Origin of the sequence: Puniceibacterium antarcticum, assembly GCF_002760615.1 — a bacterium.
In the GTDB taxonomy this organism is placed as follows: Bacteria; Pseudomonadota; Alphaproteobacteria; order Rhodobacterales; family Rhodobacteraceae; genus Puniceibacterium; species Puniceibacterium antarcticum.
Map to the genome: position 1 here is coordinate 81370 of NZ_AWWI01000182.1, position 14179 is coordinate 95548.

Genomic DNA, 14179 nt, shown 5'->3' on the forward strand with positions numbered 1-14179 from the left:
CCAACTCAATACGTATTCATAAAAAAGAATACGTATTGAGCACTGTCAAACCTCAACGTGCCTGAAATCCGGGCTCGCGCCCGCCACGGGCACCAGAAAAGAGCGCGCGCGGCACGCGCGCTCAATGGGATCAGGCCTGGCTCATTTGTTGGTTGGCCGCTTCCCAAGGTGCTTGGTCAAAGCGCCGGCATTGGTCTTGCGGCGGCCCTTATAGGGATTCTGATCCGACTGGCCGCGCATATAAAGGCGGATCGGCGTGCCGGGCATGTCGAAATCTTCGCGCAAAGAGTTCACGAGGTAGCGCGAATAGCTTTCCGGCATCTTGTCGGGATGCGAGCACATCACCACAAAGCCTGGGGGACGGGTCTTGGCCTGCGTCATGTAGCGCAGCTTGATCCGCTTGCCCTGCGGCGCGGGGGGCGGGTGCTGTTCCAGCATGCCCGACAGCCAGCGGTTCAGCTGGGCGGTGGTCACGCGGCGGTTCCAGACGGTGTGCGCTTTCATGATTGCCGCATGCAGGCGGTCCAGCCCCTTGCCAGTCTTGGCGGAAACCGTGACAAGCGGCGCGCCGCGCAGCTGGGGCAGCAGGCGCGTGAATTCCTCGCGCAGCATTTTCAGCTTGTCCTGCTTGTCGTCTTCGATGTCCCATTTGTTGACCGCGATGACCACGGCGCGGCCTTCGCGTTCGGCCAGATCCGCGATGCGCAGATCCTGCTGTTCGAACGGAATGGCTGCGTCGAGCAGAATAACCACCACCTCGGCGAATTTTACCGCGCGCAACCCGTCAGAGACCGACAGCTTTTCCAGTTTTTCCTGAATCTTGGCCTTTTTGCGCATGCCGGCCGTGTCAAAGATGCGCATTGGCACACCTTCCCAGTCGATCTGCACGGAAATCGCATCGCGGGTGATCCCGGCCTCTGGCCCGGTCAGCAGGCGCTCTTCTCCCATGATCTGGTTGATCAGGGTGGATTTGCCCGCATTGGGGCGGCCCACGACGGCGATCTGCAGCGGCTTTGCCTTGGTGATGGGGCGGGGCGAATCAACATCCTCTTCGCCGACATCCACATCGATTTCGGGCGCTTCTTCTTCGGCGCTCTCTTCATAGGCGTCCGACAGCGGCATGAGCTGGGCATAAAGGTCGTTCAGACCTTCGCCATGTTCTGCCGACAGGCGGATGGGTTCGCCAAGGCCAAGGCCATAGGCCTCAAGCACACCGGCGTCCGCCGCCGATCCTTCGCCCTTGTTTGCGGCAAGGATCACATGTTTGGCACGTTTGCGCAGGATTTCGGCCAGAACTTCGTCCATGGGCGTCACACCGGCGCGTGCGTCGATCAAGAACAGGCAGATATCCGCCATATCGACGGCCCGTTCGGTCAGCTTGCGCATCCGGCCCTGCAGCGATTCGTCAGTTGCCTCTTCAAGGCCGGCGGTGTCGATCACGGTGAATCGCAGATCGCCGAGGCGCGCCGCACCTTCGCGCAGATCGCGGGTCACACCCGGCTGATCGTCGACCAAAGCCAGACGTTTGCCCACAAGGCGGTTGAACAGGGTAGATTTGCCCACATTGGGGCGTCCCACGATGGCGAGGGAAAATGTCATGGTCAGGCTCCTCGGGTCGGCATGCCGCCCGTTTCAAGCCGTCCCTCTATCGTAAAGCGCCGTCAACGGAAAGCGTGCAATTGCCCCTTGCCCGAGACCACGTAGAGCACGCCGTTCACAACGATGGGCCGGGTGGTCGCGCCGCCGTCTATGGCGGTCGAGGAGACAAGCGCGCCGCTGGCCGGATCAAAGCCGCGAATCTGCCCGTCGGTCGAAGCGACGATCAGCCGACCACCCGCCATGATCGGGCCAAGATTGGCATAGGTGCGGTCCCGCTGTTTCTGCGGATTCTTGCGCTGCAGGTATCCCGGCAGGTCCACTTCCCAGATCTGGGTGCCGTCGCGGGCATCGAGCCGCACCAGCTTGTTTCGGTCAGAGACAAAGAACACCGAATCCCCTGCGGGCCACATGGGACCCAGCGCGCCCTGCTGGGCCGTCCAGCGCCGTTCGCCCGTCGCCTTGTCAAAGGCGACCGTGCGGCCAGAGAAATTGCCGGCATAGACGCTGTCGCCCGCGATCAGCGGATCGCCGGTCACATCGTTGATCAGCGCAATGGCAGACCCCGTGCGCCCGCCCACGATTGCCGCGTTCCACAGACGCAGGCCGCCCTGACGGAAGGCCGCCTGAACGGTGCCGTCGCCATAGGCAAAGACCACGCGCTGATCATCCACGGCCGGGGCCGGGGCGCCTGCCACGTTGTTGATATTGCCGACACCTTCGATCTGCCAGCGGATGCGTCCATCCTGCGCCTCGATCGCCCAGCCCAGTGTGTCGCCCGAGGTGAGGTAGATCACGCCGTCGCGGTAGGTCGGTGCACCGGTGGCGGTGTTGTCGAGCCGCTGGGTCCAGATTTCGGCGCCTGTGGCGGCATCAAGTGCGCTGAGCGTGCCAAAGCCGGAACTTACGTAAAGCCGCCCGTTTGCGGCGGCGAATCCGCCGCCCTGCGCCTGGTCATCCGCATCGCGCAGCGGCGTCAGATCATGGGTCCAGAGCACCCGCCCCGCCGTCGACACGGCTGTGACCTTGCTGGCGCTGTCCATGGTGAAGATGCGCCCGTCCAGCGCCACCGGATCGGTGTTGAGCTTGTACCGGCTGCTGTCACCCTGCCCGATGTTCACCGCCCAGAGCGGCGACAGGCTGGCGGCAAGTGCTGCATTTTCCGTGCGCACAAAGGGGCTGACCGCGCTTTGCGGCCAGGAGGTGTTTGCGACCTGTCCCGCAAGGCTGATCGCCCGGGCGCTGTTGGGCGGCGGCGCAGGTTCGGCGCCGCGCGATTGCAGCACTTCGCGGATGCCAAGGCGTTCGCCGGGCAGAATCGGTTCGTTTTCGCCACAGGCGGCCAGCAGGGTCGCCCCCAGCAGTCCGGCGAGTATCGTGAAATTGCGCAAAGCTCTGCCCCCGTGGTCCGTCATCGTCTTGCTGTGCCCTGCCGGTGCGGCGGGGCTGCCCCGTCCAACCGGACCGGGGCGGATTTTGTCAGGCTGCATCAAGCGTTCCGCCCAGCGACACAATCAACTGCGACGCGCGGCGGCGCAAGCCTGTCGTGGTCTGGCTGTCGGACAGAATCACCTTCAGCTTTTCGATTGCAGCGTCGGTATCGCCCGCTTCGATGTCCAGCAGGGCCAGCTGTTCCTCGGCCAGAAGCCGCAGGGCAGAGCCGGGTGTCGCCAGATCCTGAAACCCGGCGCGGCGTTCGTCGATGGTCAGGGTGCTGTGCGCGCTTGTCATCGCCTTGAAGCTGGCGATCTGGCGGTAGATCAGCGGCACGGCATTGTCATTGGCCACGGATTCGAGCGTCTGCGTCGCGGCAGCGCCCTGATCGGCGTCGCCTTGTTGCGAGGCGAGCAGCATGTTCAGAACGGCCTTTGCGCCGGGCTGAGCGGGTGTGATCGCCTCAAGTGCTGTGATGCGCGCCGCTGTATCCGGCTCTTCGAGAGCGGCGGTGATCGCATCCCCAAAGGCCTGCGCTGCGGCCTCATCCTGCACCTTCTGATATTCGCGCCAGGCGGCCCCGCCGACGATCAAGATCACCCCCAGGACAGCGATCCAGCCATATTTCCGAAGCCCGCCATACAGCCGGTCGCGCCGGACCTCTTCGGTCACTTCGTTGATGAAACTGTCGGTATTGCTCAAGGGGCGCCTCGCATCGGGTTATCCGGTTGGCCCCCTCTTAACCCGCCTGCCGGTGACTGCCAAGCCATCTGATCCCGGCGCGGCATTCCCCGCCTGCACCCCCGTGTGCACCCCCGTGTGCACCGCTGCCTGCCCCGACCGGCGCTGCGCTGTGACGGCTGCGACATCCCCGACAGGATGTGGCATCTAAATTGACTTCGCGTCACACTGCGGCTTGAGTGAAGATGATGCAGATTTTAGTCTGAAACGGCCTTTCGCGCGTAAGCAGGGGGAGATCAGACCAGACTGCCGGGCCTGCGGGCCGGATTCCAAGCCAGACAGGACCCTTTGCCATGCGTCTTCTTCCGATCCTGACCGCCTTGACCGTCGCCATCGTGCTCTATGCCCTGGTGATCGAGCGGGACCGGCTGATGCAGTTCGCGCAGGCGATGAGCCCGGGGGACACGGCCGAACCGGTCGCCGCGCCCGAGGCTGAGAGCGCGCCCGCGCCCGGCACGGCGGCGGGCGTTGTTGCGGTGATGGCGATGCATTCGATTGCGCAAGAGGTGGACAGCGCCGTTGTGCTGCGTGGCGAAACCCAGGCGCTGCGCGCTGTGGATGTGCTGGCGGAAAGCAGCGGCAAGGTGATTTCAGATCCGCTGCGCAAGGGCAGTTCTGTCGAGGCCGGACAGGTTCTGTGCAAGCTTGACCCCGGCACCAGCCTTGCCAATCTGGCCGAGGCGCAGGGCATGCTGTCCGAGGCGCGCGCCCGTATTCCAGAAACAGAGGCCCGCGTGCCAGAGGCCAGCGCCCGCGTCGAAGAGGCGCGCGCCCTGCTGCAGGAGGCCCAGATCAACGAGAATGCCGCAACCAAGCTGTCGCAGGGTGGATTCGCCAGCGACACCCGCGTGGCCGGCGCGCAGGCGTCCAAACGCAGCGCCGAGGCGGCGGTCAGCAGTGCCGAGGCGGGGCTGAAGGCGGCGCAATCGGGCATGCAGGGCGTCGATGCCGCAATCCAGAGCGCCGAGGCCGCCGTGGCCCGCGCCCAGACCGAGATTGACCGCCTGACGATCCATGCGCCGTTTTCCGGCCTGCTGGAAACCGACACCGCCGAGCTGGGCAGCCTGATGCAGTCGCAGGGGGGCAGCGGGCTGTGCGCAACGATCATCCAGCTTGACCCGATCAAGCTGGTGGGTTTTGTGCCAGAGCTGAGCGTGGCGCGCGTCAAGGTCGGCGCCCCCGCCGGGGCCCGCCTGACCGAAGGCGGCGATGTTGCGGGACAGGTGACCTTTCTGTCACGCAGCGCTGATCCGGTGACACGCACCTTTCGGGTGGAAATCACCGTGCCCAACCCCGACCGTGCCCTGCGCGCCGGGCAGACGGCGGAAATCATGATCTCTGCCGCCGGGGCGCTTGCGCATCTGGTGCCGCAATCGGCGCTGACGCTGAACGATGACGGCGCCCTGGGTGTGCGCGGGGTGGATGGCGACAGTCGCGCGCAGTTCCTGCCGGTCGAGGTGCTGCGCGACACGCCGCAGGGCATGTTGCTGACCGGGCTGCCGGATCAGGTCGACATCATCACCGTGGGTCAGGAATATGTCATCGACGATGTGCCCGTCGCCCCGAGTTTTGAGGATGTGATTCAATGACCGGTCTGGTCGACTGGGCCGCAAGCCGCGCGCGGATGGTGATGGCCTTCATCCTGCTGAGCCTTGTGGTCGGCGCCTATGCCTATATCGCCCTGCCCAAGGAGGGCGAGCCGGATATCGAAATCCCGGCGCTGTTCGTCTCTGTCCCCTTTCCGGGCATTTCCGCAGAGGATTCCGAGACGCTGCTGGTCAAGCCGATGGAAACGGAACTGTCGGATCTGGACGGGCTGAAGTCGCTGGGTGGCACCGCCGCCGAAGGCTATGCCGGCGCGCAGATGGAGTTCGAGTTCGGCTGGGACAAGACCAAGATCATGGCCGATGTGCGTGACGCCATGACCAAGGCGCAGGCGAAATTCCCCGCCGGAGCCGAACAGTACACGATCACCGAGATCAACTTTTCCGAATTTCCGATCATCATCGTGAACCTGACCGGCGCAGTGCCCGAACGCACCATGGCCCGCGTGGCCAAGGATCTGCAGGATCGCCTTGAAGGGCTGGACGCGGTGTTGGAGGCCGGGATCGCCGGGCAGCGTGACGAGATGATCGAGGTGCAGATCGATCCGCTGCGGCTTGAATCCTACAATGTCACGGCGGGTGAGCTGATCAATGTGGTGCAGAACAACAACCAGCTGATCGCGGCGGGTGAGGTCGAGACCCAGAACGGCACGTTTTCCGTCAAGATCCCGTCAAGCTTCAGCACCCCGCAGGACATCTATGCCCTGCCGGTCAAGGTGAACGGCGACAGGGTGGTGACGCTGGGGGATCTGGCGCGCATCACGCTGACCTTCGAGGACCGCACCGGCACCGCACGGTTCAACGGCGAAAATGCGATTGCCCTGCAGGTGGTCAAGCGCAAGGGGTTCAACCTGATCGACACGGTGGATCAGATCAAGGCCGAGGTGGCGGCGGCCGAACAGGCCTGGCCGCCCGATCTGCGCGCGGCGGTGAAGCTGGGCACGTCCAACGACCAGTCCCGGCAAGTGGAAAGCATGGTCAGCCAGCTTGAGGGGTCGGTTTTGACCGCCATCGCGCTGGTGATGATCGTGGTGCTTGCCTCGCTTGGCACGCGGCCCGCCTTGCTGGTGGGGTTCGCCATTCCGACGTCTTTCCTGCTGTGCTTTGCCTTCCTCGCGCTGATGGGAATCAGCATTTCCAACATCGTGATGTTCGGCCTGATTCTGGCGGTGGGCATGCTGGTCGATGGGGCCATCGTGGTGGTGGAATATGCCGACAAGCGCATTTCCGAAGGGGTCGGCCCCATGAGCGCCTATGTCGAGGCGGCAAAGCGGATGTTCTGGCCGGTGGTGTCGTCCACCGCGACCACGCTATGCGCCTTTATGCCCATGCTGTTCTGGCCGGGTGTGCCGGGGCAGTTCATGGGGATGCTGCCGGTCACGCTGATCTTCGTGCTCTCGGCTTCGCTTGTGGTGGCGCTGATCTATCTGCCGGTGATGGGGGGCGTGTCGGGACGGTTTTCCCGCCAGCTGGACCGCGCAACAGAGGTGCTGAAACGTCGCCTGCCCTGGATTGTGCGCGCCGCCCTGGTGCCGCTGGTGCTGTTTGGCATGTTTGTCGGCGCAATGATGGTGCTGAACCCGGCCTATCTGTTTGCGCCCATCGCCCCCGGCCCGCTGGGGCGGCTGCCGGGTGTTGTGGTGTTCACCCTGTTTGCCGTCTGCGCGTCGGTTGTGATGGATGCCGCCCGGATCGAGCGGCGCAGAGGCCGCATCGACGGGCGGTACCGGCGGACGGCGTTTGGCTGGTGCATCGCGGCCCTGACCGCCAATCCGATCATGCCGCTGGTCACCATCGGGCTGGTCGGGGTGTTTGTGGTCAGCACCTTCAGCTATTACGGCGCGCATAACAACGGCGTTGAATTCTTTGTCGATTCCGAACCGGAACAGGCGATTGTCTATGTCCGCGCACGCGGCAACCTCAGCCTGACCGAAAAGGATGCGCTGGTGAAGCGGGCCGAGGCGGTGGTGCTGGCCCATCCCGGCGTCAGAAGCAGCTTTGCCTTTGCCGGTCAGGGCGGGCTGGATTCCAACAATGGCGGTGCACAGGGCCCCAAGGACGAGATCGGCCAGATCCAGTTCGAGATGATCCCTTGGGAAGAGCGCGCCGACCGTCCCGATCTGGACGGCAATCTTGTCATTCAGGAGTTGAGCAGCGCGCTGGCGAAGATCCCCGGCATCAAGACCGAGGTTACCGCGCTGGAGGGCGGGCCTGCCAGTGGCAAGCCGCTGCATCTGCGCCTCAAGGGGGATGACTGGCAGACCCTGCTGGAGGCGACCACGCGGACGCGCGCAAAGTTCGAGCAAACACCCGGGCTGACCCAGATCGAAGACACGCTGCCCCTGCCCGGCATCGACTGGCAGATCGACGTGGATGTGGAAAAGGCCGGCCGCTACGGTGCCAACGTCGCCGCCGTGGGCGCCATGGTGCAGCTGGTCACGCGCGGGCTGCTGCTTGACACGATGCGGGTCGATTCGTCGGACGAGGAAATCGACATCCGCGTGCGCCTGCCCGAACGGGACCGGCTGCTCTCGACACTGGACACGCTCAAGGTGCGCACGGCGGACGGGCTTGTGCCGCTGTCAAACTTTGTCACCCGCAAGCCGGTGGCCAAACTGGCCGAGATCAACCGGATCGACCAGAAGCGCTACTTTGACGTCAAGGCGGATGTGAGCCCCGGTCTGGTCAGCCTTGTCACCGGCAGCGGCGCCTCTGTGCAGACCCTTGCACTGGCAGGCACGAACCCGAGCGCCGGTCTGGTTTCCTTTGCCTTTGACGGCGGCGACTACGCGGTGGCACCAGAACTGCTGCAACCGTTGCAGGCCGCAGCGCAGGGCGGCGATCTGCGCGCGGTGCCGGTCAATGCCAATGAACGCATCGCTGTGATGAACGACTGGCTGGCCACAAATCCGCTGCCCGCCGGGATCACCACGGAATGGACCGGCGATCAGGAGGAACAGGAGGAAAGCACCGCCTTTCTGGGCAAGGCCTTTGGCGCGGCGCTGGGGCTGATGTTCATCATCCTGCTGGCGCAGTTCAATTCCTTCTACAATGCCACGCTGGTGCTGCTGGCGGTGGTGCTGTCCACCGCCGGCGTGCTGATCGGGATGCTGGTGATGGGGCAGACCTTCAGCATCATCATGACCGGCACCGGGATCGTCGCGCTGGCGGGAATCGTCGTGAACAACAACATTGTGCTGATCGACACCTATCAGGAATACGAACGCTTCATGCCACGGATCGAGGCGATCATCCGCACCGCAGAGGACCGCATCCGCCCGGTTCTGCTGACCACGATCACCACCATGGCGGGGCTGGCACCGATGATGTTCGGCCTCAGCCTTGATTTCTTCGGTGGCGGCTATTCCATCGATTCGCCGACAGCCCTGTGGTGGAAACAGCTGGCGACGGCGGTGGTGTTCGGTCTGGGGATCGCGACGGTGCTGACGCTGGTGTTCACCCCGTCGATGCTGGCGCTGCGGGTCTGGCTTGTCACCTATGCGGGCTGGTTCGCCCGGCTGCTGGCACGCCTGTCGCTGGGACGCTCCAGTCGCGCCGCGCGGGACTGGGCGCTGCACCGCGCCGCCCGCCGCATCCGTGCGCCCGAAATCCTGTGGGAAGAAGAGACGACTGCGCCCGACATCGTGCAAAAAGGCCACCCGCTGCGCGCGGCAGAATAGCGCCGCCGCCGGAATTTTCGCGAAAATTCCGCACCGGTGGCCAGATTACCTGTCGGACCGCCACGGCACACCCCGCCAGCACAGGTCCCGCTCCGGGCCGCGTGCTGACCGCGCCACAGTTTTCGCGAAGCCAGAATTTTCGATAAGCCAGAATTTTCGAGAAAATTCTGCGCCGACCCTCTCAGGCGGCGTCCTCTGCATCTTCGGCCTGCTGGCGCTGCCAGAGCTGGGCATAGCGCCCCTGCCGGGCAAGCAGATCGTCATGGGTGCCGCTTTCCATCACTGCACCGTCCTGCAACACGACGATGCGGTCCGCATCAGCGATGGTGCTGAGCCGGTGGGCGATGGTGATCACCGTGCGCCCCTCGGCCGCGACCCGCAGGGCCGACTGGATCTCTGCCTCTGTCTCGGTATCCAGCGCGCTCGTCGCCTCGTCCAGCAACAGGATCGGCGGGTTCTTGAGCAGGGTGCGCGCAATGCCCACCCGCTGCTTTTCACCACCCGACAGCTTCAGGCCACGCTCGCCCACCATCGTCTCATACCCCTCCGGCAGACGGGAGATGAAATCGTGGATTTGCGCGGAGCGCGCGGCGGCGATGATCTCGTCCTCGGTGGCACCGTCGCGGCCATAGGCGATATTGTAACGGATCGTGTCGTTGAACAGCACAGTGTCCTGCGGCACGACGCCGATCGCCCGGTGCAGACTGTTCTGCGTGACATCGCGCAGATCCTGCCCGTCGATGGTCAGCGCCCCGCCGGTCACATCGTAAAACCGGAACAACAAGCGCCCGATGGTCGACTTGCCCGATCCCGACGGGCCGACCAGCGCCACATTCTCGCCCGCACCAACCTTCAGAGACACCCCCTTCAGGATCGGGCGCGTCGCGTCATACCCAAAGCGGATGTCGTGCAGCTCCACCACGCCCCCGGTGACAACGATATCTTTTGCGCCGGGTCTATCGGTCACTTCCGGCGGCTGGCCCAGCAGGTCGAACATCTGACCCATGTCCACAAGGCTCTGGCGGATCTCACGATAGACGGTGCCAAGAAAGTTCAGCGGCATGGTGATCTGGATCATATAGGCGTTGACCATGACAAAATCGCCGACGGTCATGGCCCCCTTCTGCACCCCGATCGCCGCCATGACCATGACCGCCACCAGACCCGAGGTGATCAGCACCGATTGGCCAAAGTTGAGGAACGCCAGCGAGGTCGCGGTTTTGACCGCCGCCGCCTCGTAGTGCTGCATGGCGTGATCATAGCGGCGCGCCTCACGCGACTCGGCCCCGAAATACTTGACCGTTTCAAAGTTGAGCAGGGAATCGATGGCTTTCTGGTTGGCATCGGTGTCCTGCGCATTCATCTCGCGGCGCAGTTTCACCCGCCATTCGGTGACCTTGAAGGTAAACCAGACATATAGCGCGATGGTGCCGCCCACGACCACCAGATACCAGACATCAAACAGGTAGAACAGGATGCCCGCGATCATCATCAGTTCCAGCACCAGCGGCCCGATGCTGAACAACAAAAAGCGCAGCAGGAAATCGACCCCCTTCACCCCGCGTTCAATGATGCGCGACAGCCCGCCGGTCTTGCGCGTGATGTGATAGCGCATGGACATGCGGTGGATATGGGTGAACGTCTCCAGCGCCAGCGCGCGCAGGGCGCGCTGCCCTACCCGGGCGAACACCCCGTCGCGCAGCTGCTGAAAGCCGACGTTCATCAGCCGCGCCATGCCATAGGCCACGGTCAGCCCGATGGCCCCCAGCGCGAGGTCCGGCACATCGCCGCCCAGCGTGTCGACGGCGGATTTGTACAGCAGCGGCGTGCCCACGGCGATCAGTTTGGCCACCATCAGCAGCACCAGCGACAGCGTCACCCGATGCCGCACCCAGGGTGTGTCCTTGGGCCAGAGGTATGGACCCACGCGACGAATCGTGCGCCAGCCCGAGGCGCGCTCTTCGCGGGCAAGGTCTGCGCTGTCGGCGTCCTGAGAGCTGTCGGGGGGCATCGTCTGTCCTTGATCTGTCCGCGTCTCAGATAGCGCGCGCCCCCCGGAATGGCCAGCCGCAGCCGGGGCCCTCGCCCTGCGTCGCCTTGCCCCGGCTTCATCTGCCCAAAAATATCCCGGGGGAGTCGCCCGTCAGGGCGACGGGGGCAGCGCCCCCTGCTCCCTGCCCTCCCGCATTCAGTCCGGGATGCTGAACACCTGCCCCGGATAGATAAGATCGGGATTGCGGATCGATTCCCGGTTCGCCTCGAAGACGCGCAGATAGGCGGTGCCTTCGCCATATCGGTCGCGTGCGATGGCCCAGAGCGTGTTGCCCGGCTGCACGGTCAGGACCCGCACCGGCGCGGATCCGGCCTGTGCGGCGGCGGCGGCCAGCGCATCTGCCGTTTCGCGCAGGAACGGGCTTTCCACGCGCGAGGTCACGCCGCCGGCAGTATCCATCTGATCGATACGCAGCTGGTAGGTGCCGCTGTCCACATCCTGCAGCGTCAGGCGCCAGCGGCCGTCAGCACCGATGGGCCCGCCGCTGACCGGGCGGTTGTCGAGGTAGAGGCGCACCGCCTCCTCCCCCGTGCCGCGACCGCTCAGAACCACCGCGCCATCCGCCTCATAAGTGATCGCATCCAACGCGACCTGGTTTTGCACGCCCGGGGGGGCTGCCGGGTCACCGGGAGGCTGGAGCAGATCGACACCGTCCCGGTTCGACAGGATCACCGCCGGGGTCCGCGCCGGATCAGAGGGCGCTGGCGCTGTGGACAGACCGCTGCCCGCACCAGAGGCCAAGGCCGGGCTCTGGGTTTCCCCGGCAAGGGTAAGGGATGCCTGCGCCGGATCGGGGGCGGCGACGCTCGTCACTTCCGGCGCGGAGCCGGAAGAGGCCGGACCCGGCGGCGCATCCACGCTCAACTGTGGCGGCGCGGTTTCGGACAAGTTGTCCTGAGACAGCGCGATCTGCGGCGCGGCCCCGTCCCCGAACAGCGCCCGTTCGGGCGTTGGGGCTAGGATCACCTGTTCCAGCGCATCGCGGCTGCCCGCGTCGCCCTCAGCATGCAGGCTCAGGCTCCGGGGCCGGTCGCTGGGCGGCAGGCTCAGAAAGCTCACGAACCGCCCCGAGGCATCGGCCCGCGCCGTATCGGCCAGCACGCCGTCGATGCGCAGTTCGACCTCTGCCCCCGGGGCCGCAGCCCCGGCCACAAGGGTTTCGCCATCAAGTTGCACCCGCACGAGGTCAAAGCTGGGCAGGGTCGGATCCGCCGGCAATTGCTGCGCCTGCACCGCCGGTGCTGGTACGGGGTCTGATACTGGCACGGAATCTGACGCTGGCGCGGGCGTGGCAGCGGCCGCAGGGTCGGCCTGCGCGGCAGCGGGGTCGGCCTGCACCGCGACCGCACCAGTTTGCGCCACCGGTGCGGGCGGCGTCGGACCGTCCTGTCGCACTGTCAGGCGCCCCGAAAAGACAAGCCCCGCCAGAACCACGGCCAGCGCCGCACCTGCCCCCAAGGCGATGCCGCCTGCCCCCTGCAAACTTGCCATCCCGTCATCTGCTCCCTTTTACCCGTCTCATCATGTCTCATGACACCCTGCGCAGTTGAGCGTCGATATCAAGCACGATATGACCACTCAAAATGTCAAATCCGGTCAGGATCCCAATCATGTCCATGAAATCCATCTGTGTCTACTGTGGCAGCCGTTCCGGCGCCGATCCCGCCTTTGCCGAACAGGCCACCGCCCTGGGTCGGGGTATCGCACAAGAAGGTTGGCGTCTGGTGTACGGCGCCGGGGATGTGGGGCTGATGGGGGTGGTGGCACGCGCCGCACAGGCCGCCGGGGCCGACACCTTTGGCGTGATCCCCGAACATCTGCTGAAATGGGAGGTGGGCAAGACCGACCTCACCCGCTTTATCGTCACCGAGACGATGCATGAGCGCAAGAAGGTGATGCTTATGAATGCCGATGCCATCGTGGTGATGCCAGGTGGTGCAGGATCGCTGGATGAATTCTTTGAGGTGCTGACCTGGCGCCAGCTGGGCCTGCATGCCAAGCCGATCCTGCTGATGAATGTCGCAGGCTACTGGGACCCGTTGCAGGGCCTGCTGGATCACGTGGTCCAGCAGGGCTTTGCCGATGAGAGCCTGCTGGGCTTTGTTCAGAGCGAAGCGTCGGCCGATGCCGTTCTGGCCGCCTTGCGCCGGGCGTTTTCCTGACGCAGGGCGGCGGTGGAATAAAGGCCCAGCGCCGTCCAGATCAGCCCGAAAGCCACCGCATCCACCAGCCCGAAGGGTTCGCCGAACAGCAGCACGGCCAGCAGGAATTGCAGCGTCGGGTTGAGGTATTGCACCAGCCCGATGGTCGACATGGTCACGCGCTGGGTGGCAAAGGAAAACAGGATCAGCGGCACGCCGGTCAGCGGCCCCGACAGCATCAGCAGCGCAGAGGTGCCGATGTCGGTGCCAAAGGCGCCGCCCACCCCCGCGTGCATGTGCCAGAGCCAGCCCAGCGCCAGCGGTGACAACAGCAGCACCTCGGCGGTGACGGACACGATCGGGCCGACGGTCAGGCGTTTCTTGGCCAGACTGTAAAGGCCAAAGGACAGCGCGATCAGCAGCGAAATCCACGGCGTCACCCCTGCTGCGACGGACAGGATCAGCACCGCAAGCGTGGCAAGTCCCACCGCCAGTTTCTGCAGCTGCCCCAGCCGTTCGCCAAAAGCCACAACCCCCAGCAGCACTGCCACCAGCGGATAGATGTAATAGCCAAGCGACGCTTCGGTCGCATGGTTGTTGGTCACCGAAAAGATGAACAGGAACCAGTTGGACGAAATTGCCAGCGCCGCAAAGCCAAGAATCGCGATGCTTTGCACTGATCCCAGCGCAGCGCGCAGCCGGGTGATCTTGCCCTGAAACAGCAGGACAAGGGTAAAGAATGCCGCCGACCACAGCGTGCGATGCGAAAGCACCTCAAGCGGCGGCACATGGGACAGGAGTTTGTAATACAGCGGGGACAGGCCCCAGATGGTGCAGCAAGCCACCATGGCAAGCACCCCGGCGCGTGCAGATTGCATGATCTTTCCCCTTGTCCGTTGGGCGCTGTCTAGTCTGCGCAGGAAGGGGCAT

General features: G+C 64.7%; 9 protein-coding genes. 3 read left to right on the forward strand and 6 right to left on the reverse strand.

The window, feature by feature from the left end; all coding sequences use genetic code 11:
- Window positions 1–141: 141 nt before the first annotated feature.
- The 3 genes from der to P775_RS26080 form a co-directional block, all read right to left on the reverse strand.
- Complete coding sequence (gene der / locus P775_RS26070; RefSeq protein ID WP_099913720.1) at window positions 142–1599, reverse strand: ribosome biogenesis GTPase Der; 1458 nt, start codon at window positions 1597–1599, stop codon at window positions 142–144.
- A 62-nt stretch (window positions 1600–1661) separates the two neighbouring features.
- Window positions 1662–3086, reverse strand: a complete 1425-nt coding sequence (locus P775_RS26075) for a PQQ-like beta-propeller repeat protein (RefSeq protein WP_245875871.1) — start codon at window positions 3084–3086, stop codon at window positions 1662–1664.
- On the reverse strand, window positions 3076–3732 hold the full coding sequence (locus P775_RS26080) for a tetratricopeptide repeat protein (RefSeq protein ID WP_099913721.1): 657 nt from the start codon (window positions 3730–3732) through the stop codon (window positions 3076–3078). The genes P775_RS26075 and P775_RS26080 overlap by 11 nt, the downstream gene beginning before the upstream one ends.
- Before the next feature lie 332 nt (window positions 3733–4064).
- On the opposite strand from P775_RS26080, the gene P775_RS26085 reads away from it, so the two are divergent.
- On the forward strand, window positions 4065–5360 hold the full coding sequence (locus P775_RS26085; RefSeq protein WP_099913722.1) for an efflux RND transporter periplasmic adaptor subunit: 1296 nt from the start codon (window positions 4065–4067) through the stop codon (window positions 5358–5360).
- Entirely contained in the window at window positions 5357–9055 is a 3699-nt protein-coding gene (locus tag P775_RS26090) for an efflux RND transporter permease subunit (RefSeq protein ID WP_099913723.1), read from the forward strand. Before P775_RS26085 ends, P775_RS26090 begins: the two co-directional genes overlap by 4 nt.
- A 181-nt stretch (window positions 9056–9236) precedes the next feature.
- Here the strand turns inward: P775_RS26090 and P775_RS26095 are convergent, their stop codons facing one another.
- A complete protein-coding gene (locus P775_RS26095; protein WP_099913724.1) occupies window positions 9237–11066 on the reverse strand; it encodes an ABCB family ABC transporter ATP-binding protein/permease in 1830 nt (609 codons plus the stop codon).
- A 177-nt stretch (window positions 11067–11243) separates the two neighbouring features.
- Window positions 11244–12599, reverse strand: a complete 1356-nt coding sequence (locus P775_RS26100; RefSeq protein WP_099913725.1) for a LysM peptidoglycan-binding domain-containing protein — start codon at window positions 12597–12599, stop codon at window positions 11244–11246.
- A gap of 119 nt (window positions 12600–12718) precedes the next feature.
- Between P775_RS26100 and P775_RS26105 the strand changes: the two genes are divergently transcribed.
- The gene (locus tag P775_RS26105; protein ID WP_099913726.1) at window positions 12719–13270 is read left to right on the forward strand and encodes an LOG family protein; all 552 of its coding nucleotides are present in this window, start codon (window positions 12719–12721) and stop codon (window positions 13268–13270) included.
- On the opposite strand, the gene rarD is transcribed toward P775_RS26105, so the two are convergent.
- Window positions 13213–14127 carry an EamA family transporter RarD gene (gene rarD / locus P775_RS26110; RefSeq protein ID WP_099913727.1) on the reverse strand — a complete coding sequence of 305 codons (915 nt, stop codon included), beginning with the start codon at window positions 14125–14127 and terminating at the stop codon, window positions 13213–13215. The two genes, P775_RS26105 and rarD, sit on opposite strands and share 58 nt — an antisense overlap.
- Window positions 14128–14179: the final 52 nt, after the last annotated feature.

Bases quoted from the DNA above. Each gene is read 5' to 3' on its own strand.
- der (WP_099913720.1), bottom strand. From the start codon at position 1,599: ATGACATTTTCCCTCGCCATCGTGGGACGCCCCAATGTGGGCAAATCT.
- P775_RS26075 (WP_245875871.1), bottom strand. From the start codon at position 3,086: ATGCAGCCTGACAAAATCCGCCCCGGTCCGGTTGGACGGGGCAGCCCC.
- P775_RS26085 (WP_099913722.1), top strand. From the start codon at position 4,065: ATGCGTCTTCTTCCGATCCTGACCGCCTTGACCGTCGCCATCGTGCTC.
- P775_RS26090 (WP_099913723.1), top strand. From the start codon at position 5,357: ATGACCGGTCTGGTCGACTGGGCCGCAAGCCGCGCGCGGATGGTGATG.
- P775_RS26095 (WP_099913724.1), bottom strand. From the start codon at position 11,066: ATGCCCCCCGACAGCTCTCAGGACGCCGACAGCGCAGACCTTGCCCGC.
- P775_RS26100 (WP_099913725.1), bottom strand. From the start codon at position 12,599: ATGGCAAGTTTGCAGGGGGCAGGCGGCATCGCCTTGGGGGCAGGTGCG.
- P775_RS26105 (WP_099913726.1), top strand. From the start codon at position 12,719: ATGTCCATGAAATCCATCTGTGTCTACTGTGGCAGCCGTTCCGGCGCC.
- rarD (WP_099913727.1), bottom strand. From the start codon at position 14,127: ATGCAATCTGCACGCGCCGGGGTGCTTGCCATGGTGGCTTGCTGCACC.